We start from the raw sequence: 23,049 nt of genomic DNA, 5'->3' as shown, positions 1-23,049 counted from the left end.
TCCGTGCGGGGGTTCCCCTCGTTGTTCGCGTAGCGCCTCCGTCAGGTGAAGAAAGTGTCCGTCACGCAAAGGCACAGAGAGTTTAATGATTAATTCCAAACAAATCGTCCAAATACTCTGGTGTTAGGCTTTTGTTCCAAACCCACAGACGACGCATTGCATAGATGAAGGTGAAGATGAGAGTTGTCTTGTTGCTCAAAGTCCAGGAATTCCAGTTGAGTGTCTCCATCATGCGGCGTAGGGTACGCAGCAGGTTGTTGCGCTTGTAGTTATGCGATCGCGTTTTGATTAGCGTGCGTCCAATTCGCATCAGGGAGGTATCAGGAAAAGCCCAAACCCCAAACCCCCAGAATTTCGTCATGTGGTTAATTTCGTCTTGAGCCAGTTCTTCTAGAACATCCTGGAGTGCGCCAGTGGTATGAGCCATCAGCCACAGATAGAGACAAGTAGCACCGTATTCAGTAGCAACGCGGTGTAAGCCGTGGCGATATAAGTCTTCGTTGGGGTCATTAGAAGGCAGATAGCCTCTAACAGTGCGAAGTTTTGGGGTAATTTTCTCACCTGTTAGTTGCATGTAGATCTTGATTAATGCAGGTGTGTGCTGACGCTCCTCCTTTTCCCACAAACCTAGCTCTAGTAGTTCGTCATTTTCATCGACTGTTCCTCCAACAAAGCGAGCCATTTGAGGATGCAATTTTTCCAAATACTGCCGACTGGTTTGGGTATAACCTCGGATAGGAGCTTCTGTATCCATTGCACCTATAAGAATGGACAAAAATATTTTTGGGTCAATACCAATAATTTGGTCACGATTAATTGTCTGCCAATCAATAGGTTTCCAAGGACGCGATTGAGGATTTTGCAACTGTAACTGTAAATCCCGCAAGCGATCGTGTAGTTTTCCAGCCGTAAGATAACTATTGATCAGAGAATGAACGCGGCGCTGGATATGAAAATAATCAGCTTGAGTATAGTTTTGAGCAGCCAAATCTTCTGTAGATTGGCTAAGGGTCTTAAGCATATTTTTTTACATTAATTTTTACCTCTGTGTCCAATAGCCTAAGCGATCGCACTTTCTTTTGTCAGTCGGCTGAAGTCGGCAGTTTTATATGATGTAGTTGGAAAAGTCTGTTGAAAAATGTATGTATTTTCACGTCAAAAATTTGTTTTAGATTTAGAGAACACGGAGTAGGCTATCAGCATGAGTCAGGAGAAATTATAAGAGTCGATTCTCAGATTATCCATGCTGAGGTGGTCAAGCCAGTTTTACATTTACTTAGTGATCCTAGATTTCAGGGAGCAAACGAGGAATTTTTGCAAGCACACGAACATCACAGACATGGGCGCTACAAAGAATGTCTTGTTGATTGTCTCAAAGCCTTCGAGAGTACTATGAAAATTATTTGCAATACGCAAGGCTGGATTTATCAACCTACAGATGGGGCGAAAAAACTTATTGATGTTTGCTTTCAGAATAACCTGATTCCTTCTTACTTACAGACTCAATTTACTTCGCTTAAGCAAAATCTTGAAAGTGGAGTTCCTGCTGTAAGAAATAAAAATGGAGGGCATGGTCAAGGTTCTCAGCAGATTAACGTACCACAGTACTTTGCTGCTTATCAGCTTCACATGACTGCCAGTACAATTCTGTTTTTGTTAGAAGCTGAAAAAGCACTTCCTTAAAGTTAATGCTCACCTTATTCTGGTAATTCCCCAAACTGAATTTTCAATGAAGTTTGTAAAAGTCGGGAAAAAAGTCGGATTCACAGAAAATTATCCGAAAAATTGCGAGGGGAACTGTAGAGTAACTATAGTTGACTCTAAAATTTGAAATAAACTACCCTTGTCGTTACGCAATGAACGCTGAAGCAGCATTAGCATGGTTAGACACCATAATTCCTGCTCAGACCGGGGAACGGTTGAGCGATCTGCAAAAAGTTATTCTTCAGCAAGTTTGGTTGGGTAGAAAATACTTAGATATCGCCAATTGTTACGGTTGTACTGAAGGACACGCCAAGGATGTTGGCTCGCAGTTGTGGAAGTTGCTTTCTAAAGCTCTGCGGGAGAAGATTACCAAAAGTAATTGTCGAAGCACTTTAGAGCGGTGTTTAAGGAAAACAAGTGTAATATCAAGCAAGCTTGATTACTCGCGATCGCCTCACAACCTCCCTCCAGAGTCAGAAGACGCTAATTTTATTGGACGCAAAGAAGCGATCGCTCACCTCAATACTTTGGTAAATCAAGGGTCTAAGGTGATTGTCATTCAAGGGGAGGGAGGTTTAGGCAAAACTACCTTAGCTCAGCAATATCTTCATCAGGAATTTGAGTTGGTTTTAGAATTACTGATGGCGAAGGAAACTCAGAATATTACATCTGCGGAACGTGTAGTAGAAGAATGGCTAAAACAGGACTTTCAGGAAGAACCTGGAGTAGAATTTGGGGTTACACTGGGACGACTGAAGCGCCAACTCCACACCCGGCGCATTGGGGTGTTAATTGACAACCTAGAACCAGCGTTAGATCAGCAAGGACGCTTGATTTCTCCTCATCGCAGCTATGTAGAATTATTGCGGGTTTTGGCTGATGCAAGGGTGCAGTCTGTAACTCTAATTACAAGTCGCGATCGCCTCTGTGAATCGGCGGTAAATGTTGAACACTATCGGCTTCCTGGCTTGAATCAAATTGCATGGCAACAGTTTTTTATTAACCGTGGAATACCCATCGACCAGCCAACTATACAAACTATGCATCGCACCTATGGAGGCAATGCTAAAGCAATGGGCATTCTCTGCGGTTCGATTCAAGAGGATTTTGAGGGTGATATGGCTGCCTATTGGCGAGAAAATAATGCTGATCCGTTAGCAGCAACCGACTTAAAAAATTTAGTTGTTAGTCAAATTAACCGTCTGCAAGCTCTCGATTTGCAAGCATATCGCTTGCTTTGCCGATTGGGATGTTATCGTTACCAAGACGTACCCACTATTCCATCTCAAGGGCTGTTCTGTTTACTTTGGGATGTCCCATCTTCTGAGCATCGCCAAATCATTACCTCTCTGAAAAATCGTTCTTTGGTAGAGTGCCGTAAAGGCGAATACTGGTTGCATCCGGTGATTCGAGCCGAGGCGATCGCTCGCTTACGTAATAGCCATGAGTGGGAAATTACCAACCACAAAGCCGCAGAGTTTTGGACAGCTAGTGTTGAAAAAATTGCCATATTTAAAGATGCTTTACAAGCTTTAGAAGCCTATTATCACTATGTAGAGATTAATGAATTTGAGTTAGCAGGCAAAGTTATTCTCAAAAGTAGAAATAATCAATGGCGACAGTTTTTAACTCTTGGTAGTACGCTATATCGTATGGGTTTAATTCAGCCTATACTGACTGCGATTAATCAAATTATTAGCAATATTCAAGATGAGCAACATTTAATTGAATTGTACAATATTTTAGGTGATATGTATTGGATAACTGGTAAAATTAATCAGGCGATCGCCTGTCAGGAAAAAACTATTACCCTAGCAACGCAAGCACTCAAATCACTCGTACCTCAGCCAGAAAATAAACATACAGTCTACTATCTCAGAATGCTAGAAGTAGATTCTCTATTGAGCATTGGTCTTTACAAAATAGATTTGTGGGAATTAGAGGCATCTGCAAAGTTATTTCAACAAGTCATTTACCTAGCTCAAAATACTGATCATCATCGCTGGGCAGAAAAAGCTTCGGTATGTTTAGCTTTGGTAAATTCCTATTTAGGTTTGTGTGATGCTTCCTACTCACTAGCAGATGTGGCTTATCATGCTATCACGAATGAAAAAGCAGAACAAACCGGAAGATTTGCCTATTTTATTCAGATTTTAGGTCAAACATACGTCAATTTAGGAGATTTCGCCAAGGCAAATGAAATGTTCTGCAAAGCTTTGACTTTTGCTGAGGAGAGTCATTACATGCAGGTAAAAGCAAAAACACTTAATGGCTTAGCAGAAATCCATCGCCAACAAAGTAATTTTAAGTTAGCCCTTACCAATCATCAAGAAGCGATTGAACTTTTGGATAAAATAGGTGCTAAATGTGACTTAGCTGAGGCTTATTTTAAATTAGGTTTAACTTATTCCAAAATGATAAAGACTGATGAAAGTAAAGTAAACTTTAACCGAGCAATTCAGCTATTTGCTGAGATGAAAGCTCCTAAACAAGTGGAAAAGATTTTAACAACTACCTGTGATTAAAAGCTCCAGACTTATATCCTAAATTATATTTATAGCGGTTCTCATTCAGATGCAGTACAACATTACATCGTCAGGTGTAGGGGCACTGCATTGCTGCACAGCAGATTACATGTAAAATAATTACACTAGATGTAGTGATACAACAGGAAAAATGAATTACTACGTGATCTACGACGGAAATTGTCATCTCTGCGTTACTTTAGTGCAATTGTTAGAAACCCTAGACCAAGGAAAGCTGTTTCGCTACGCCCCTATGCAAGAGGAAGAAACACTTTCACGGTGGGGAATCACAGCCCAAGATTGCGAACAAGGCATGATTTTAATTGATGGCAATGTGCCTCAAAGACGTTGGCAAGGTAGTGACGCTGCTGAAGAAATTGGGCGGTTATTACCACTAGGAAGTATATTTGTAGATGCTTATCGAGCTTTACCTGGAGTTAAGTGGGTAGGCGATCGCTTCTACGAACAAGTCCGCGACAATCGTTATACAATTTTTGGTAAGCGTCCTAGTACCTATCAATCAGCATACTGTGTAGATGGTAACTGTAAGTAGTTCAGTAGTGCTGAATGCTGTAAGCGTAGCGGGTTGTAGCCCATAAAAAACAGCTAGAGGATTGAGGCAATGAAGTCTTGTTTTGAAAAGTGACCAAATAATTACTAATTCGCTCTGGATGCTCCTGCGTCGAAGAGAGCTGCCAAGCGCGTCATTCGTAATTACTTCGTGTCATAGCCCCCACCAAATCTGCATGGCTTTGTGGTCTTCAATTAGCGCAAAGTAAGAGCGCCGGAAGCCGGCGCTCTCTGACGCCAGTGATCTCCTGCGTCGCTACCGCTACGCTAATTCACAAGTCTCTTAACCCGCCCAAGCAACTGGCTTAACTTTGTAAGAGAGTGGTGGGTTCAAGCCTAAGCTGATTATAACTACGAATTACGCGCTTCGTAGCGGTAGCGAGATCTTGAGCATCATTATCAATTACGAATTATGTTGACTTTTTGATGCTTAATAACACTTACGTTTTTATACTTTAGAGTCGCCAACAGCAGGTGATGTTTACGCCGAAGGATTACTTGGGTAAATTTGTCATGCTCTTTTTAACCTCTACGACAAATCCAACAACTGGGGAAGATTGAGCGGCGTAGCGGAGTGCTAGATGCAGGCTAATGTCCCACGTCTTATTACTTATCCTTCATGTACAAAAAACTACATAAAAGAGTGGGTAGACTTTTTTATTTAAAAACTTTGTAAGTAAAAAAACTTCAGTGACTTTTTAGTTTAAGATATTCTTAGCAGTAGCTTAATCTTTACTTAACTTTAATACCCATATAGATTAGGCACTTTGGCAAAGTCAATGTATATGGTTCTAAAGCGCTTATCAGATGCATACTTCATCTGGCATGGCACTTATGCCTTTAATGTCGCAATGCATTACAGGTAAAAATTGCAAATTTATATGCGCCTCTGTTTTTTAAGAGCGCGAATTTTTATTTAAGGAATGACTATAAAATGGACATGCAATCAAATTCGTTCAACTCTCGGTTATTTAAAAATCTACCTGCAATCGTGGTTAGAGTGGTTTTGCCGACAACAATTTTTCTTATAGTGACGCAAATTATAGTTAAAATTCAAGGCATTCCATTCTATGTATTAGTTGTAGATCCTAACGAAATGGGGAAATTACCTCCTTACACAGGCATGATTTCTATGCTTGGTATATTGTTTTGGTGTGCGTCAGCAGCAACTTCTATATTTAGTTCCTTCCTTTTACAAAAAAAGGGTGGATTAAAATCTAAAAAATGGTCGAGATTTTTACTATTTTCAGGTTGCATTACACTGATTGTTCTTTTGGATGACTTATTTCAAATTCATGAATATTATTATCGCTCTTTTATAGATTTGAGTACTTTTACTAATCCTAGTCCTATTAAAAACCTTTTTGAATCAATTTTCTTTGCTATGTATGCTATTATAATCTTAATTTATTTGTTAAAATTTAAATCGCTATTTCAAAAGACTAATTATACAATTTTGCTTCTATCACTTTTCTTTTTTGTGATATCAACTATTGTTGATGTTGCTACCCCAGAAAAAATGTTTTTACATTCCACAATCGAAGAAGGCTCAAAATTTCTAGGAATAGTTACTTGGTTTAGTTATTTTATTGATTGTTGTTACGAGCAAGTCCAGCATTTGATTATTAATAAAAATTCAGAATTTACTTAAGGTATTTTAGTAAATGTAGATATTTGTGCAAGTAAGCGATCGCGGTCTTAAAGATAACCAAACATAGTGCTGAATGCGTTTTCTGCCACTAGAACACCGATTCAGTATTCAAGCAAAAAAACCGATTATATCGTAGAGACGTTGCATTGCAACGTCTCTACTGTTTATTCAAAAGGTACAGTTATATAATTGCCTGATATTCTGCTCATATCAGGGTGTATTTATATAATCAGCAAGCCTATGAAGAACAGAAAAGCATGGCTATTGACGATGTTTGCAGTGATGCTGGTAATCAGCATCGCGGGCCATAGCAATCCCTTACAAGCAGTTTCATCTATTGGCAAAGACACGCTGACGTTAATTACCTCACCAGATTACCCACCTTATGAGTTTTATGACACAAAAGGGGGCGATCGCCAAATTGTTGGCTTTGATATTGATATTGCTAATACCCTTGCCAAAGAACTTGGTTTCAAACTCAAGGTGATGGAATCCGATTTTAATGGTTTAATTCCTGCACTCCAAGCAAATCGGGCTGATTTTGTGATGGCTGGGATGACTCCGACGCCAGAACGTCAAAAAAATGTTGATTTCTCGATTATTTATTACGAAGCAAAAGATACAATTGTCGCTCCTAAAAATAGTAACCTGAAGCAGCCAAAAGATTTATCAGGGAAAAAGGTTGGAGTACAACTAGGGACTATCCAAGAGCAAAATGCTCAAAAAATTGCCCAAAAAGTTGCGGGTATTCAGCTAAAACAACTCAACAAAGTACCAGAAGTAGTTCAAGAAATCAAATCTGGGCGAATTGATGCAGCAATTGTTGAAGATACCGTTGCTAAGGGATTCGCCCAAGCCAACCCAGATTTAGAGTTTAACGTTATTCCTTCAGAGGAAGCTAGCGGATCGGCGATCGCTTTTCCTAAAGGTTCCTCTCTGGTTGAACCGTTTAACAAAGTCCTTCAACAAATGAAGGATAAAGGCGAATTAGCAAAACTCGCAACTAAGTGGTTTTCGCAAAAAACTACTGTTGATACGGCATCCTCAACTAAAAGTGGACTAAATCTAGACTTCAGAAGAATCCTTCCAGATATTCCCTTTATTCTTCAGGGAATCCCTTTAACTTTGTTGTTTACGCTATTGTCTGTATCTTTAGGGTTAATTTGGGGGACAGTTCTCTCACTATTAAAAATTACTGGTATCAAGCCGCTTACTTGGCTTGCTAACGCTTATACCTCTGTATTTCGAGGCACACCTCTGCTGTTACAGTTGGCTTTAGTTTACTACGCCACACCTCAACTCACAGGCTATGATATTTCAGCATTGGAGGCAGGGGTACTAACTTTTACCCTCAACTCAGGCGCATATATGTCGGAAACTATTCGAGGTGGGATTCAGGCGGTAGATAAAGGACAGAGTGAAGCGGCGCTGTCTATGGGTGTACCCTATTGGTTGATGATGTGGGATGTGATTTTGCCTCAAGCATTGAAGAACATTCTTCCTGCGTTGGTGAATGAAACTATCGGACTCTTGAAAGATTCTGCGCTGGTGTCAACAATTGGTGTGGTGGAAATCTTACGCAGTGCCCAAATTGTGGGTGCAAATAAGTATATTTATTTTGAACCCCTGCTGTTTGCCGGGTTAATTTACTATGTTCTGGTGATGGGTTTGACTTTTGGCGCATCCGCTTTAGAAAAGAGGTTAAGACAAAGTGAGTAATGCCGTAATTCGCACAGAGTTCTTGTGTAAATCTTTTGGCAAACTCGATGTACTCAAAGATATTTCTACAGAGATTTACCAGGGAGAAGTAGTTGCTATCCTAGGCCCTTCTGGTTCGGGTAAGTCTACTTTTTTGCGATGCATGAACTTGCTAGAATACCCCACCAGAGGACGAGTCTACTTTCACGAGCAAGAAATTACTAATTCTAAAATAAATATCGGCAAGATTCGCCAACGTTTGGTGATGGTGTTTCAACACTTTAATTTGTTTCCTCACATGACAGTGCTGCAAAATGTCACCTATGCACCCATTAAGGTCAAAGGGGTTAATAAACAGCAAGCGCAACAGAAGGGTTTAGAATTGCTCGGTAAAGTAGGTTTAGAGCCAAAAGCCGATGTTTACCCATCCAAATTATCCGGCGGACAGAAACAACGCGTTGCGATCGCTCGCGCGTTGGCAATGGAACCAGAAATGATTTTGTTTGATGAACCCACCTCTGCTTTAGATCCAGAAATGGTCAAAGATGTGCTGGAAGTGATGAAAGCTTTGGCGATAACGGGAATTACAATGGCAATTGTCACTCACGAAATGGGCTTTGCTAGAGAAGTTGCTAGCCGGATTATGTTTCTTGATCAAGGAAGTTTAGCAGAGGATACCACACCTAGCGAGTTTTTTCAGAGTCCTAAGTGCGATCGCGCCAAGCAATTTTTAGAAAAAATGCTCTAGTTTAGGGATAAAGCGATCGCATGATGTTCATACAATTGTTACAAACATGCCACATTCACTTGTTAGGTTATAAACGAAAGCAAATATTCAGTTTGCTCCTCACACCATAACCATATTGCTGCTCTCTTGCTGGTTAACCACAAGAGAGCTTTTTTATTGATTACTAAAATTTAATTTTGGGTAATATTCACTTTCTGTACTAAAGGATACATGCTTGAGAATTTTGATAATAAATTTCTCTATCTAATGAAGGAATAAATTTAAACATCATAAATTATAAAAATATATATTCCGATCACCTGAATAACTTTAACCCTACATCCCCCTTTACTGCCTAGAAAAGGGGGATTTTTTCAAAAGATACCAACACATAATTTCAATAAAATTTTTATCTGCCCTCAGGAGGAGCAAAGAAAGAAGGCATAAATATTAAATACTTAGATAGCCCGATTACCCTACCGGACTTTAACTCTAGCTCCCCTCATGTTTTTACCTAACAGGGGGGGGTTTTATCTAAATATTTAGCGTTCACTTGAAAGCCTATGGATTACAGTAAGGACATTGGGACGGATCAGCGAACTCGTTACCATCAATAAATAAGTTTTCTTGACTAAAACCACATTTTTTACATTGGTAAATTACCGCACGAGTTAAAGAAGTAGGCATATAACAAATTGCACAGGGCAATCCTTTAATGCTTTCAGTTATTGAAAAACCAGGTGCAGAACAGTTTGGGCAATGGCTGTTAACTTTTCTTACCAAGTCATGGGTAGCTTTATTTATATTTTTCATCCGCGTGGGATTATAAAGTGCCCGCATATCTGTTTCGATATGTATTTGACCATCTAGTGAATTATTCAAAGCAAAATTAACAGTTTCTAAAAGTTTTTCTTCTGTAGTAATACCTTTGATAATCTTGATATCATTTGTGGCTGATAGCTCAAACTTAGTAACTAGTCCGTGTTCAGGAAAACCAACTTTTATAGCAAAATGCTTTGCTTCTTCAAAGTTGCTCACTACCTGATAATTGAAATTAGTTTCTAGAGAAAATTCCTCGCCAATAATCTCTAAATCATTTTCTTTATCTAATAAAATGACAATTTCTCTGTTAGAGTAGATAAAAGGTAAGCTTGGATGAGGTACAAAACTACCTTCGCTTGCGATCGCCAAAGTTTCTCCTGTAATATCCAATGCTTTTTCAGCTTTTAATCTTGCTGCTGCGATTTGAGTACCAGAACGTTTCACCTCTCTAGTGAATGTTCCAAAAATGTCAGTATTAAAATTTGACGGTACTATAACTTTAATTCCTAATTCCTGTTGCAACAGTGGGGCAATTACTTTCTCTTTTTGATGCATTGTAGCTAGTATGCCCACTCGATTATTAAATAATTGGTTTTGCATCATTAGTTTACCTTCTTCGCTATTGCAAGCAAATAAAGGTAGGTTCCATAGCAGAATTCAGAAGCCAGGAGTAAAACATTTTTCAATATTAGAACTTACGCACTGTACAAAATAATCATGTTGTGTATTCACGTAAATACATTGTTTCAGGTTTTTATTAATAATTCTTTGATGGTAAATAGACCCACGCTGTAAGGGCACAGCAATGCTGTTACCCTACGACAGATGTGGTTTTTTCAATTTCCATATTTCGTCTTTCGTGTCAATGCCTAAGTCCTAAATATCTGGCTTTGAAATGTTGGTTATGTACCTCACCTACTTGCAAACCACTGTAGCTGAAATATTTACGCCTGAGAGGTTGTTTGAAAAGTGGTTGGCTGTATCTTTGCACTTGTTGCTCCCCCCTAACCCACGCTAGTCGCTCATGGGGAGCCACCCCCTTGGCGCAGCCTCAAAGTAGAGAAGACCGCGCTGGCTCCCCTTGAGAAGCTACGGTGTACACACATCTCTGTACAAAACCAAAATCGTTGTAGATCCTCCTAAATCCTCCTTAAAAAGGAGGACTTTGAGAGGTTTTTGACCCTGTTTGCAAGGCTACAGTGTACACACATCTCTGTACAAAACTAAAATCGTTGTAGATCCTCCTAAATCCTCCTTAAAAAGGAGGACTTTGAGAGGTTTTTGCCCCCCTTTTTAAGGGGGGTTGGGGGGATCAAAAGCCTGTGGGACAACTCTAGAAGATTTGTGTGTACACCGTAGCCTTGAGAAGAGGGGAATTTGATTCAAAGTCCCCCTTGCAAAGGGGAGCCACTGTGTTGGGGAGACAGCGCCGTGGGCGGGTTTCCCGACTTGAGGCGACTGTCGTCGGGTTTCCCGACTTGTAGCAAGTGGCGTGGATTTAGGGGGATCTCAAAATATTTGATACATCACTAAGGACTTTTCAAACATCCTCTGAGATATCAAACCTATTTCTTAAAATTTCTTAATTTAAAGTATCTCAGGCAATTTTGTCTAACTTTGTTCTTGGGGAACTTGTGGTATTTGTGTCATCACCTTCTCTTTATCTCGCTTGCGTTTTTTAGCGTAAAGTTGAATTGTTACTGCCATAAAAATAATTAACCCGAAAATGCCCCAGGCGGTGATATCTGTAGGTAGATTGTTCTTAAATACAGCTAGCAATACAATCACCACTAACATGACTGTAGGTGCTTCATTTAAAGCACGCAACTGCTGACCACTCCAGCGACACTCATCTACTGCTAACTGCTTCATCAGACGAGCGCAGTAATGATGATAGCCAATTAAAATGGCAACAAACAGTAGTTTGATATGCAACCAACCTTCTTTTAAAACATCCGGTTCAGTGCTTAATAAACCGATTGCCATTGCTACCGTCAAAAACATTCCTGGAGTCGTGATGATTCTGTAGAGGCGTTTTTCCATAATTTGATACTGATTCTTCAGTATCGTGCGTGCTGGTTCAGGTTCTTGGTTAGCTTCAACGTGATAGATGAAAAGACGTACCAGGTAGAACAAACCGGCGAACCAAACTACAAATCCGACAATATGAAATGCTTTATACCAGGAATAAGCCATTGCTAGCAAAACCTCTAACTTATTTTTTTAACCACAGATGAACACCAATAAACACAGCAAAAAGTTTGCGCGTCCGGGTCTCCCGGCGCAAAACTTTTCAAGACAGATAAATTCTCGATTTTTATCTGTGTTTATCAGTGAAAAGTCTGAGTTTCAATTTTCAACGCTCAGAATTTTCCAAGACAGTGGTTTCATTTTTATAATATCGATTTTTGCCAGATTTCTATTCTCATTAGGAATCTTTACGACGAACAAAGGGTAAAAGGTCTTGTAGAATCACCTCGTGGTAGTGTTCTTGAGGATAATGCCCAACGTTATTAAGTTTGATTAATTCGGTATTCGGTACAGAATCGACAAAATTTTGTGCTACGTCTACGGGCAACCAAGGGTCAATCATACCCCATTGAATAAGAACTGGTTGCTGCCATTCTTTAAAACCAGATTCGATTTCTGTCATTGCTGGTTCCAGTTGCAAATTGCGAATAGTTCCTAATAAACTTCGTCCAGAAGCAGAAGTTTTCAAAAATGGTTTGCGATAAATATCTAAATCCTGATCTTCTATTCGGTAACGGCAACCACCTTCTAGCGTCCGGTCAACTAACAGTGGGTCTTGAGTCATCACTTCACCAGCTAAAGGTAAACCCATTTGTTTAATTTTCCAGGGTAATTTGGCAGCAGTTGAAATTGGTGTATTTAAGATAGCTAAGTTAGCAATTTGTTCCGGGTGACGCAAGGCATATTGTAGTCCTACAGAACCTAAAAATCCTTGCACAACTAAAGAAAAACGTTCAATTTCTAAGGCTTTGATAAATCCTTCTAAAGCCTTAATGAAAGCATCGGGAGTGTAAGCAAAATCTCGTTTTTCTGGTTTTGCAGAAAAGCCATAACCAATCCAATCTGGAGCGATCGCTCTTGTACCCTGGTTGGCTAAAGCAGGTATAATATGACGCCAACTGTAACTTTGTGATACTATGCCATGCAGCAACAATACAGGTAGTAAGTCAGTTCTACCAATTGGTGAAGATTCTCGATAAAACCATTCCAGTGAATCTACATTGATTTTATGTTCTGTTATTGACACGCTATTTTCCTATGAATTTGGAGTGCAAAAGTTTCGCGCCTTACATATAAAGAAAGGCACAAAGATAAAAAGGTATTTTTTATAAAAGGGATTGGCATCGAGCATTGGCAAAACTCTTTCCTAGTCCCCAGTCCCCAGTCCCCAATCACCAGTCCCCTGAGAAATCATCATCTCACGAATTGCATGAGCTGTGGCGGGTGCTAGTAAAACGCCGTTGCGATAGTGTCCAGTAGCAAGAAGGACATTATTAAATCCTGGTAGCTTACCGATAACGGGTGCTGGGCGTCCTTCAGGACGGGGACGTAACCCTGACCAAGTGCGGATGATACTTGCTGCTGCTAACTCTGGGCAAAAAGCGATCGCTTGTTCTCTAATAGATTCCAGCAGTTGTTGATTTGGCGGTATCTCATCGTCATTGCTAGGAAACTCCACTGTTGCACCTACCCAGTAATCTCCACCGCCAACAGGCACAATATGGACATCATTCCCAGTGATTACTGGCTGAAAGTCGGGATTTCCCAATGGATGCCCTAAATGTATTTGCAATGCTTGCCCCAGCACAGGGCGGATATCAACAATTTGGTTCAAGTTTGCCGTTAATGGCGTTGAACCCAGTCCAGATGCTATCACAAACCAATCCGCTGATATTTTTCCTTCTGTAGTCTCTAATTGCTCGCAAAATTCAGAGTCAGACTCAGAGGGTGACGCTGGCGCATCCAAAACAGTCACGCCAAATTTGAAAGTAACGCCGTTGTGTTGAGCAGCTTTGACTAAAGCTAAGGTAAGAGCAGTTGGATCAAGTTGGCGGTCTTGAGGAGAATAGACAGCGCCAGTAATTTTCGGATTATTGACTTGAGGACAGATATTTTTGAGTTTAACAGTATCCAAAATTTCCAACTGCCAGCCTTGAGAATGGCGAATTTCTACTAGTTTTTCCCATGCTGGGAAATTCTCTTCTTCCAAGCAAAGACTGAGAATTCCCTGGCGGTTGAAAGGGATTTTGTGGCCGGTTATGGCTTCTAGTTCTGGAACCAAGGTTTCATAGCGCTGGATGCTAGTTTGTCGCATCTGCCAAGCCTTACCCTTGATTTTATGGCTAATCACACCCATCAAAACGCCAAGTGCAGCACCCGTGGCGGCTTGGGCGGGTGGTTGTCGGTCGAAAACTGTGATTTTGCTTCCTTTAACTTGACTCAGTTCATAGGCGATCGCAGCCCCAACTACGCCACAACCAATGATGACTACATTCATGACTTTTTATGGGGTATGGGTAGGAGGTAGGAGATAGGAGGGTAGGAGATAGGAGGGTAGGAGATAGGAGACAGAGGGTAATAAATACTGACCCTTGACCCTTGAATCCTTACTCCTCCCTCCTACCTCCTTACTCCTCACTCCTCACTCCTCACTCCTTACTCAACCTGACTGGTTGTCTGAGGAAGCAACTGGAGGAATTTGTCAATATCTGCGAAAGCCGCTTGGGAGTTACTCAAAGCTTGTTGAGAGTTCCTATCGAGCGCTGCTTGATTGACTTTAACCAGGTGGTTAAATAAATCTCGCGTTACTTGACGTGCTGTAGGTTGATCTTTGGGTAAAAGATTGGGAGTGACATAAGTCATACTCAGCCTTGCTTCTGTTATGGGGCCATGTATAAAGTTACTCACGTCAATCCAATCTTTTCTTTGGATCAGCTTTTTCAGTTCTTCTGAGCGATCGCGCACAGTCTGAATTTTAGGAACGTATGTCTGAATTTTCTCAATTTGAGATGCTGTGTAGGTTGGAGGTGCTACTGCAACACCTGGGCCGCCACAACTAATGAGAAATGTGGCCAATAATACCAGAATGAATGACAAAATCGAGCGTTGACGCACCATACACTGAATTTACTTGCTTTTTGTTTGTCTATTAACAGTGTAATTTTAGATCGCTGGCGCAATTTATCCTTCTTGCCAACAAAGGATTTTGTAGAAAATCCCATATTTTCCATAAACGGCAGAGTTTCATCTGCAATTTTGAAATTTTTAAGTACAATTACTTAATAGGTGTTACTCAGTCACAATAAGAAGCAATTTTTTGCATCTGTTGGTAAACAATGATTGTGAGGAAAATGAGATTTAGAGTTGCTAAATCTCAAAGGTATTGATAAGCTGAAACACCAAGAGTGTAAGCCTTCTGGCGGTTTTTCTGTCTTCACATCCCAGACGCCGACCCAATATAGGAGTGTTTTTTAGTGAACGCAGCTGAACAGGCAACCAACCTTGAACTCGCCAGCAAGATTGCTACGGTAGTTAACTTGTTCAAATTGGAATTCCCTGATGCCAAATCTGATCTCAAACCCTGGAAAAATGACCCAGAAACCAGGGAGTTGGTTGATCCAGATTCTATAGATATTGGCTTTCACTTTCCTGGTATTAGCAAATCTTGGCGAAGTCGCAGTATTTTGATTCAAATCCGATTTTACCAAGATCCCATTAACGACTCACGTCGTGCGATCGGCGTTGAAGTAGCTGGATTTGACCATCGCGGCGAGGCATGGCGACTTTCTACGGTAGAAAACTGGAGTTTTGTCGGCGCATCTTTGCCTTCTAGTGAAGTTAGGGAAAAGCTAAAACAGATTTGCCGACAAATTTTAGAAGTGTTTAATCAAGCGAGTGATTGAAGTAAGTAGGAGATAGGAGGCAGGAGATAGGAGGTAGGAGGGCAGAGCAGGAATAAATACTGACTCCTCAATCCTTACTCCTCACTCCTTACTCCTCACTCCACTCTCCCTGCCTTCTTGCACTAGATACTTACAGGTTGAGCAATAGCGGGAAGCATTGAGGGATCAATTGAAATGCCCAATCCCTCAGCTACACGACGACCATAGGAAACGTCTGCGCGGAAGAAGTGGCAAAGTTGACGCATTTGGATGTCCTGCCTTGCCTGACTAAGACTGCCGACAATGTTCTGAGCAAGACGCTCTTGCTGCTCAGGAGTCATTAATCGATAGAGATTACCTGCTTGGGTGTAATCGTCATTTCCTTGACGATGATCGTAACGATCAGCTGCAACATCACCCAGATGCATGGGTGGCTCTGCGTAAGCTGGATTTTGTTTGGGCGTACTCTCAGCACTATTTGGCTCATAGTTAGGAGTGCTACCGCCGTTGTTTCCCAAAGCCATAAAGCCATCCCGCTGATAATGCATCACCGGACATTTGGGCTGGTTGACGGGTAGTTGCTGATAGTTACCACCCAGGCGATACCGTTGAGCGTCTGGGTAAGACATAATGCGAGCTTGCAGCATTTTGTCTGGAGAGAAACTAACGCCAGGAACTACTGCACTAGGACTAAAAGCGGCTTGCTCAACTTGGGCGAAATAATTTTCAGGGTTACGATTTAGCTCTAGTATCCCAACTTCGATTAAGGGATAGTCTGAGTGCTTCCAAACTTTTGTCAAATCAAAGGGATTGTCTGGATGTTTTGCCGCTTGCTCCTCGCTCATCACCTGAATACACATCCGCCACTTGGGATAGTCTCCTTGAGCGATCGCTTCAAACAAATCATGAGTCGCATGATCGGGATCTTCTCCCTTGAGCTTGGCCGATTCTTGTTCCGTCAAAGTTTGATGCCCTTGCAGCGTCTTAAAGTGAAATTTGCACCAAACGCGTTCACGAAGTGACTCTGAAAGAGTATCGCCTTGATCATTAATCAAACTGAAGGTGTGACTACCAAACCCATCCATGTGTCGATAAGTTTTCGGAATTCCTCGATCAGAAAACAGGATTGTCACCTGGTGGAGCGATTCTGGACTGAGTGACCAGAAATCCCACCTTGCATTATGGTCTTTGCAATTGGTTTGAGGATTACGCTTTTGGGTATGAATAAAATCAGGAAACTTAAGCGGGTCGCGGATGAAGAAAATAGGGGTATTGTTGCCTGTAATATCCCAGTTACCTTCTTCAGTATAGAACTTGATGGCGAAGCCTCTAGGATCACGCTCGGCATCTGCTGAACCTTTTTCTCCCCCGACTGTCGAAAAGCGCAGGAGAACTTCGGTTTTTTTGCCAATTTCAGAAAAAAGTTTGGCTTTACTGTAGCGAGTGATATCGTTGGTAACAGTAAAAGTACCGAAAGCTGCCGCACCTTTGGCGTGGACAACCCGCTCAGGTATACGTTCTCTGTTGAAATGAGCCAGCTTTTCCATCAGGTGGAAATCCTGCATCAACACAGGGCCACGCGGCCCAGCAGTGAGTGAGTTCTGGTTATCAGCAATAGGGATACCGTCAGCAGTTGTCAATTTTTGGGGTTCAGTCATGGGTAAAAAAGTTCTCCATTGAGTTACTCAGATTGCCCAGAGTACATTTTAGTTAGCAAATAGACGAATAATCATTAGCTGGAGCTAACTAAATCGTAGTCATACCGAGTTTATATATGAATCATAATCGGTATGACTATGAATTGCAACAATTTTGTTTTGTATCTTTGGAACAAGCAGCAGTAGGGGCGCACAGCTAGCTATGCGCCCCTACAATGAATATGTAGCAGATATTTTTTAAATAGTAGGATAATTGAGGTGAAACACTTTAACAAAAAAGAATTCAGGAATCAGCCAGAATTTATAATTGAATTCTGTGCCAATGGTTTTGTTAAAGTCCTTATATAGAGCCGCTCCTAAATATCACTGCTAACTTCCAGGATGGTTTGAGAGAGTTTCAAAACTTTCATCGAGAACATTCTGGTAAATTTTTACCAGTGTAATTGCAATCAAAATAAATTAGAGCTTCTCTACTAGAGGTAAATTTTATAGTTGTGGAGTATGGATCACTTTTTGAACTTGCTTCATGTAACCAAATTTTCAAGTAGTAATAGTTGTTATCATCAGTAGACCATAATTCATAACGGTAATTACCTCCTGTCCCTTGGCTCTTTAAGTAGTCAGCTAATGCTATATTTGATGCTCCCAGAAAGCTAAATACAGTCAAAACAGGAATTACAATTACTTTTAGTATTTGGATTAATTTCATAAATGCACAAAGAACTTACTTTCTCTAGCTTCCTTTATAGATGTATATTTAAACATCAGTAATTATTAGGAATACTGTGTGAGAATATCGTAAGGTCTGCTTCAAAGCATTCTGAATTCTGACTTCTTCTTTAAAGTGGGTATTTTTGCTCCATTTCACTTATTTAAATGTCTGAGAATCAATGAGCAAACATCTGTTGCTTCAATTCGGTTTGTCTCAACTAGGTGACTTTGATGAGTGATAAATAGAGGCCCTTCATCTGGTGAAGTGGTAATGTTACCGTGAGAACCACGTACTAAGGAAGCATCTAGAGGAATCACGTCCATTAAGTAGCGAAAACCTAGTTGTTTCTTAAGTAATTTGAGAGCAATTTTTCCTTGAGGAAATTTGATCTGTGGGTCAAGGAAAAGTTCTACAGGATCGTAACCAGGTTTACGGTGGATATCTACAGTTCTAGCAAAATCAGGCGCTTTATGATCATCAAGCCAATAATAATAGGTAAACCAAGTATCTGATTGAGCGATCGCAATTAACTCTCCCGATCTAGGATGACCAAGGTGGTAGGTTTGCTTACCCTCTTCATCCAATACCTGCGCTACGCCTTCAGTTGCTTCTAAAACAGAGCGAACTTTAGAGATATAAGCTGGATCATTCACATATACGTGAGCAATTTGATGATCAGCTACGGCAAAGGCAATACTAGCACCAAAATCGAGCAATTCTCGCCCCAATTCTTCCCGCACAGTAATTAAACCGTTTTCCCGTAATATACGGTTCAAATCTACTGCTTTGGAGACTGGAGTAATCCCATATTCAGAAAGAATAATTACCTGGGTATTACGTGCTTGATAATATTCAATTAGATCACCACAAACAGCATCAATTTCTTGCAAATCTGTTTGGGTCTGTTTTTCATCGTTACCAAATCGTTGCAGACAGTAATCTAAATGTGGTAAGTAAACTAGTGATAGTGTCGGGCTGTAGCGTTCCTCAATCCATTTTGCTGAGTTAGCAATCCATTGACTAGAACTAATAGAAGTTTTTGGGCCCCAAAAGTCAAATAGAGGGAACTGACCTAAATCAGATTGAATTTGCGATCGTACATCTGCTGGATGAGTATAAATATCAGGTAATTTTCTGCCATCCGCGGGGTACATTGGGCGTGGTGTAATGGCATAATCTACTGAAGAATACATGTTGTACCACCAAAAAAGGTTGGCACAAGTAAAGTTTGGATCAATGGATTTAGCTATATCCCAAACTTTAGGAGCTTGCACTAATTTATTAGACTGTCGCCAAAACTTCACTTCACACTCATCGCGGAAATACCAGCCATTAGCAACAATTCCATGTTCATCAGGCAATTTTCCTGTTAAATAAGTAGCCTGAACAGAACAAGTCACAGCAGGTAATACTGGTGCGATGTTCACAACTTGCCCTTTAGCAGCCCAAGAAGATAAAAACGGCGTGTTTTCTCCTAGTAAACTAGGCGTTAATCCCACGACATTTAGAATAACCGTTTTTTGCATAAACTTAATCTCCTCTTAATTATGCAGCAAGCTCCGATAATACCCACTCATATTCCCGCTGAATAGAAGTCAGCAAATCTATCTTCATTTCGGATGGCAATACATCCCAAGTGTAAGTCTCAATTTCTAAATGTTGACAAGCATTATTTGCTTGAAGTAACTGTAAAACAGTCGCAATATCGTCTTGCGTAGACTGCAAAATTTGATAATCATGAATAAAAATTGGCACATGGAAGTGAGTGCGCCATTCTTCAGCTAAAGATTGCTCTAAATGTGGTAACGCATTTATTAAATCAGGATAGTTATAAAGCGTACCGTCACTGCGACGTTCTATTACTTGGTGAAGATAAGTAGATTCAGCAAATGGACGTAGGCGCTCAACTATCAAGCTACGCTTCTCAACCTCAGCAGGTATTTTTACTTTAATCGCTGCACTGATTTGAATCTTGCCAATCTTAATTCCAGCTGATTGTAAACGAGCAAACACAGACTTTGGTTCTTCATATTCAACTGAAAAATGACAGGTATCATAGCAAATACGAACATGTTCAAGCAGTTTAGTTTCTGCCAAATTCTGCTCAATATTTAATTTTTCTGATAAATAGTTACCAGCAATTGGTAATAACCAATTTTGAAAAAAATCAATCACTTCTGAAGTATTTTCAATTAATCCATCAGGCTCAGGTTCTAAATCAATATGCAGCAGTTTTCCTGTTTGTTCGTGGATACGAATCATTTCTGCTACAACTGATGCTATGTTAAAACAGCTATTTTTCAGAACTGTTTCACAACTTGCTTGGTCTTTTTTCCACCAAGGTTTATAAGATAAAGGTAGTGTAGAAATTCCACCATCAAGACCTTCTGGTAGAAGATCTGCTAAAATTTCTATCAAGCTTAACGTGTAATTCAGTCGTTCCTGAGTTGACCAATCTGGTGCATAAACATGGTCTTTTACCACTTGTCGATGAAATCCCCCGTAAGGAAATCCATTTAAGGTAAAAACATATAAATCTTGTTGAGTTAGCCACGCTTGAAATTGAGCCAAATTATTACTTTCCAAAAGTTGTTTTACGGCTACATCTGCTAACCTCAAACCAATTCCAAAGGGTGCTTTAGGCGATAGACGTGACTTTAATTCGGGAACATTTTTTTCTAAATTGGCGAAAACCTCTAACCAACTCTCACCAGGATGAATATTAGTGCAGTAAGTTAGGTGAAAGTTGCTATTTGTTGTAATCTTCATAGTTAAATCTCACGCAAAGGCGCAGCGAAAAGTTCTGTAGGCGGGTTTCCCGCCGTAGGAAACTTTTAAAGACAAAGACGCAGAGAGTTTTTAGAGTTTGTATGGCTAATCTTTTAATCTGATTCAAGTAACGGCAAATAGTTGTGCTAATTTCATCGAAACTGGGAGTAAAAGTAGAACTAATAAGCCGTAATACAAACCAGCAAAACCAGATGCAACTGTTGCATCCAATATGATTAGAGATAAAACGCCTACTTTCACAGCAGTTCGGATTTTGTCGGGTACTGGCTCACGTGCAGCTAAGATAAAATTAGGAACTACTCGAATAGCTAATAAAACAGCAAATGGTAATGCAGCTAAAACTGCATAATCTTCTAACAATCCCAAGGCTAAAACTGCTGTCAAGACTATAGCAATTAATAGTAATGCTAATACTCCTGTAATTTTCTTGCCTCCGTGAACTTCTCCCTGACTAATTGCAGTGATAGCAGCAATGTAAAGAACAGGAATTAAAGCTAAATACCAACGTTCCCATACTATTGCTGGTACAGCACTTACACCTAAGAGTAAGTTACTACCACGACACAAACCCATATTTAAAGGGCCAAAAAAAGGATGATGTTTAGCAAGTGAGTCATATAGTAGTGCTGAAAAAGTTATGATTATAGCGATCGCACCACTCAACCAAGATACTTGAAAAGCCGCAACAATGCCGATTACAAACAGCACACTTCCCAATAAAGTAGCACTTTCACGAGACACGCGGCCACTAGGAATTGCTCTATTCGGTCGCTCTTTCTCATCTAATTCAGCATCGAAAACATCATTAAAAACAATACCGCCACCATATAAACCAGTTGTGGCTAATAACAACCAAGCTAATGGAATTAGAGTTGCAATTGCCTGTCCACTAATTAATTTATCAAAAATAATCCCGCCAGAAGCAGCAAAGCCAACAAGAATATCCGCCCAAGCAGTAACAATATTGGCAGGACGCATCAATTCTAAATAACCCCGCCAGCTTTGAAGATTAAAGCTTGCAACATTCATTCGTTTACCTCCTTCCAATCAAAACCTTTTTCTTCGTGTCTTTGTGCCTTGGTGGTTCAATATTTTTTAAACACCAAGATACAAAGATACTAAGTATTTTTGTAAGAGACTCTCATATTTTCATCACACAACAAAAGTAGTGCATATATGATTTTCTACTCAATCAGTACATAGTCTGAAGTCGAGTTGATTCCTGGTTCCTGTCCCCGTAATACAGAATTGCCATTAAACATCTGACGCTGATCAACGGATGTAGGATTAAGCCAATCTGATGCTTTCATTTGCCCAGTTTGACTATAAGCTGCTAGGGCATTTTCGTAACAAACTGCTTGTACATGTTCTTCAGGAATGCCCCTTTCTAACATCAACTGAGCTGTTTTCGGGACTGCTAAAGGATCGCTAATACCCCAATCAGCACTACTATCCACAATGATGCGTTCTCGTCCATATTGACGTACAATTTCCACCATTCTGGCGTTACCCATTTTCGTCTTTGGGTAAATTGTAAAAGCTGCCCAAAAACCCCGTTCTAGTACTTCCTCTACGGTTTCCTCGTTGTTGTGGTCAATAACTACTTGTGAGGGATCTAAGCCATATTCGATGCAACGATCCATACTGCGACTAGCACCTTCTTTCTTATTACGATGTGGTGTATGAATCAGCACCAGCATATCTAATTCTTTAGCTAATTCTAATTGTTGACAAAAGTATTTATCCTCTGCTTCTGTCATGTCGTCATAGCCAATTTCGCCAATGGCAACAACTCCCTCTTTACAAGCATAAAGCGGTAGGAGTTCTATAACTTCTGCTGCTAGCGCTTCATTGTTAGCTTCTTTTGGGTTTAAGCCGATTGTGCAGTAGTGTTGAATGCCAAACTGACTAGCACGAAACCGTTCCCATCCTACAAGACTGCTGAAGTAATCTTTGAATGTGCCAGCGTTGGTTCGGGGTTGTCCTAACCAAAAGGCTGGTTCAATGACGGCGACAATGCCATATTCCCGCATTACTAGGTAATCGTAGGTAGTACGGGAACACATGTGAATGTGAGGATCGATGTACATCATGATGTAGTTTTATGAATGGGGATTGGGGATTGGGAATTGGGGAACTCGGGGCCCCCTCTGGGGATAAGGGGCAATGGGGATTGGGGACTGGGGACTGGGGATTAGGGACTGGGAAAAATTTCTTTTATTTCCCCCCTTGCTCCTCTGCTCCTCTGCCCCTCTGCTCCCCTGCTCCTTCCCCAGTCCT

18 protein-coding genes and 1 pseudogene are annotated in these 23,049 nt (G+C 40.6%); 7 read left to right on the top strand and 12 right to left on the bottom strand.

Features of this window, described 5'->3' with window-relative positions:
• Window positions 1-82: 82 nt before the first annotated feature.
• Window positions 83-1,021, bottom strand: coding sequence for a ferritin-like domain-containing protein (locus FNW02_RS01610; protein ID WP_191755840.1), 939 nt, complete (start codon window positions 1,019-1,021; stop codon window positions 83-85).
• 146 nt (window positions 1,022-1,167) lie between these two features.
• On the opposite strand from FNW02_RS01610, the pseudogene FNW02_RS01605 reads away from it, so the two are divergent.
• The 6 genes and pseudogenes from FNW02_RS01605 to FNW02_RS01580 all read left to right on the top strand — a co-directional run.
• Window positions 1,168-1,683, top strand: a pseudogene (locus FNW02_RS01605) (STM4504/CBY_0614 family protein); the annotation flags it as partial.
• Window positions 1,684-1,856: 173 nt separating this feature from the next.
• A complete protein-coding gene (locus tag FNW02_RS01600) occupies window positions 1,857-4,229 on the top strand; it encodes a tetratricopeptide repeat protein (RefSeq protein ID WP_191755839.1) in 2,373 nt (790 codons plus the stop codon).
• Window positions 4,230-4,380: 151 nt separating this feature from the next.
• The gene (locus FNW02_RS01595; RefSeq protein ID WP_191755838.1) at window positions 4,381-4,782 is read left to right on the top strand and encodes a thiol-disulfide oxidoreductase DCC family protein; all 402 of its coding nucleotides are present in this window, start codon (window positions 4,381-4,383) and stop codon (window positions 4,780-4,782) included.
• A gap of 1,017 nt (window positions 4,783-5,799) precedes the next feature.
• On the top strand, window positions 5,800-6,450 hold the full coding sequence (locus FNW02_RS01590; protein ID WP_348535355.1) for a hypothetical protein: 651 nt from the start codon (window positions 5,800-5,802) through the stop codon (window positions 6,448-6,450).
• A gap of 240 nt (window positions 6,451-6,690) precedes the next feature.
• The gene (locus tag FNW02_RS01585) at window positions 6,691-8,169 is read left to right on the top strand and encodes an ABC transporter permease subunit (protein ID WP_191755836.1); all 1,479 of its coding nucleotides are present in this window, start codon (window positions 6,691-6,693) and stop codon (window positions 8,167-8,169) included.
• A complete protein-coding gene (locus FNW02_RS01580) occupies window positions 8,162-8,896 on the top strand; it encodes an ATP-binding cassette domain-containing protein (RefSeq protein WP_191755835.1) in 735 nt (244 codons plus the stop codon). The genes FNW02_RS01585 and FNW02_RS01580 overlap by 8 nt, the downstream gene beginning before the upstream one ends.
• A 540-nt stretch (window positions 8,897-9,436) precedes the next feature.
• Here FNW02_RS01580 and FNW02_RS01575 read toward each other — a convergent pair.
• The 5 genes from FNW02_RS01575 to psbQ all read right to left on the bottom strand — a co-directional run bounded on the left by FNW02_RS01575 (window position 9,437) and on the right by psbQ (window position 14,845).
• A complete protein-coding gene (locus FNW02_RS01575) occupies window positions 9,437-10,300 on the bottom strand; it encodes a DUF6671 family protein (protein WP_191755834.1) in 864 nt (287 codons plus the stop codon).
• 1,008 nt (window positions 10,301-11,308) lie between these two features.
• On the bottom strand, window positions 11,309-11,893 hold the full coding sequence (gene hemJ, locus FNW02_RS01570; protein ID WP_191755833.1) for a protoporphyrinogen oxidase HemJ: 585 nt from the start codon (window positions 11,891-11,893) through the stop codon (window positions 11,309-11,311).
• A gap of 232 nt (window positions 11,894-12,125) precedes the next feature.
• The gene (locus FNW02_RS01565; protein WP_191755832.1) at window positions 12,126-12,974 is read right to left on the bottom strand and encodes an alpha/beta fold hydrolase; all 849 of its coding nucleotides are present in this window, start codon (window positions 12,972-12,974) and stop codon (window positions 12,126-12,128) included.
• Between the two features lie 120 nt (window positions 12,975-13,094).
• On the bottom strand, window positions 13,095-14,225 hold the full coding sequence (locus FNW02_RS01560) for an NAD(P)/FAD-dependent oxidoreductase (RefSeq protein WP_191755831.1): 1,131 nt from the start codon (window positions 14,223-14,225) through the stop codon (window positions 13,095-13,097).
• A 158-nt stretch (window positions 14,226-14,383) separates the two neighbouring features.
• Window positions 14,384-14,845 carry a photosystem II protein PsbQ gene (gene psbQ, locus FNW02_RS01555; protein WP_191755830.1) on the bottom strand — a complete coding sequence of 154 codons (462 nt, stop codon included), beginning with the start codon at window positions 14,843-14,845 and terminating at the stop codon, window positions 14,384-14,386.
• 356 nt (window positions 14,846-15,201) lie between these two features.
• Between psbQ and FNW02_RS01550 the strand changes: the two genes are divergently transcribed.
• Window positions 15,202-15,630 (top strand): hypothetical protein, encoded by a 429-nt coding sequence (locus FNW02_RS01550; RefSeq protein WP_191755829.1) that lies wholly within the window; start codon window positions 15,202-15,204, stop codon window positions 15,628-15,630.
• Between the two features lie 122 nt (window positions 15,631-15,752).
• On the opposite strand, the gene FNW02_RS01545 is transcribed toward FNW02_RS01550, so the two are convergent.
• From FNW02_RS01545 to FNW02_RS01520, 6 genes are all read right to left on the bottom strand, one after another.
• A complete protein-coding gene (locus FNW02_RS01545) occupies window positions 15,753-17,267 on the bottom strand; it encodes a catalase (protein ID WP_191755828.1) in 1,515 nt (504 codons plus the stop codon).
• Window positions 17,268-17,673: 406 nt separating this feature from the next.
• Complete coding sequence (locus FNW02_RS01540) at window positions 17,674-17,976, bottom strand: hypothetical protein (RefSeq protein ID WP_191755827.1); 303 nt, start codon at window positions 17,974-17,976, stop codon at window positions 17,674-17,676.
• Between the two features lie 155 nt (window positions 17,977-18,131).
• Window positions 18,132-19,505, bottom strand: coding sequence for an alkaline phosphatase family protein (locus FNW02_RS01535; protein WP_191755826.1), 1,374 nt, complete (start codon window positions 19,503-19,505; stop codon window positions 18,132-18,134).
• A 19-nt stretch (window positions 19,506-19,524) separates the two neighbouring features.
• Window positions 19,525-20,748 carry a metabolite traffic protein EboE gene (gene eboE, locus FNW02_RS01530; RefSeq protein ID WP_191755825.1) on the bottom strand — a complete coding sequence of 408 codons (1,224 nt, stop codon included), beginning with the start codon at window positions 20,746-20,748 and terminating at the stop codon, window positions 19,525-19,527.
• A 123-nt stretch (window positions 20,749-20,871) separates the two neighbouring features.
• Window positions 20,872-21,798: a UbiA-like protein EboC gene (gene eboC / locus FNW02_RS01525; protein WP_225225334.1), complete on the bottom strand. Its 927-nt coding sequence runs from the start codon at window positions 21,796-21,798 to the stop codon at window positions 20,872-20,874.
• Between the two features lie 155 nt (window positions 21,799-21,953).
• Window positions 21,954-22,862, bottom strand: coding sequence for a TatD family hydrolase (locus tag FNW02_RS01520; protein WP_225225333.1), 909 nt, complete (start codon window positions 22,860-22,862; stop codon window positions 21,954-21,956).
• Between the last annotated feature and the right edge of the window lie 187 nt (window positions 22,863-23,049).

This window comes from Komarekiella delphini-convector SJRDD-AB1, from assembly GCF_014831675.1.
In the GTDB taxonomy this organism is placed as follows: Bacteria; Cyanobacteriota; Cyanobacteriia; order Cyanobacteriales; family Nostocaceae; genus Komarekiella.
Note: the sequence above shows the minus strand (reverse complement) of the source record. Positions and strands in the feature narration are given on the sequence as shown.

Excerpts from the sequence above, each read along its gene's own strand:
- FNW02_RS01585 (WP_191755836.1), top strand. The coding sequence starts at position 6,691 with ATGAAGAACAGAAAAGCATGGCTATTGACGATGTTTGCAGTGATGCTG.
- eboC (WP_225225334.1), bottom strand. The coding sequence starts at position 21,798 with ATGAATGTTGCAAGCTTTAATCTTCAAAGCTGGCGGGGTTATTTAGAA.
- FNW02_RS01610 (WP_191755840.1), bottom strand. The coding sequence starts at position 1,021 with ATGCTTAAGACCCTTAGCCAATCTACAGAAGATTTGGCTGCTCAAAAC.
- psbQ (WP_191755830.1), bottom strand. The coding sequence starts at position 14,845 with ATGGTGCGTCAACGCTCGATTTTGTCATTCATTCTGGTATTATTGGCC.
- FNW02_RS01600 (WP_191755839.1), top strand. The coding sequence starts at position 1,857 with ATGAACGCTGAAGCAGCATTAGCATGGTTAGACACCATAATTCCTGCT.
- FNW02_RS01595 (WP_191755838.1), top strand. The coding sequence starts at position 4,381 with ATGAATTACTACGTGATCTACGACGGAAATTGTCATCTCTGCGTTACT.
- FNW02_RS01545 (WP_191755828.1), bottom strand. The coding sequence starts at position 17,267 with ATGACTGAACCCCAAAAATTGACAACTGCTGACGGTATCCCTATTGCT.
- FNW02_RS01540 (WP_191755827.1), bottom strand. The coding sequence starts at position 17,976 with ATGAAATTAATCCAAATACTAAAAGTAATTGTAATTCCTGTTTTGACT.
- FNW02_RS01520 (WP_225225333.1), bottom strand. The coding sequence starts at position 22,862 with ATGATGTACATCGATCCTCACATTCACATGTGTTCCCGTACTACCTAC.
- eboE (WP_191755825.1), bottom strand. The coding sequence starts at position 20,748 with ATGAAGATTACAACAAATAGCAACTTTCACCTAACTTACTGCACTAAT.
- FNW02_RS01535 (WP_191755826.1), bottom strand. The coding sequence starts at position 19,505 with ATGCAAAAAACGGTTATTCTAAATGTCGTGGGATTAACGCCTAGTTTA.
- FNW02_RS01560 (WP_191755831.1), bottom strand. The coding sequence starts at position 14,225 with ATGAATGTAGTCATCATTGGTTGTGGCGTAGTTGGGGCTGCGATCGCC.
- hemJ (WP_191755833.1), bottom strand. The coding sequence starts at position 11,893 with ATGGCTTATTCCTGGTATAAAGCATTTCATATTGTCGGATTTGTAGTT.
- FNW02_RS01575 (WP_191755834.1), bottom strand. The coding sequence starts at position 10,300 with ATGATGCAAAACCAATTATTTAATAATCGAGTGGGCATACTAGCTACA.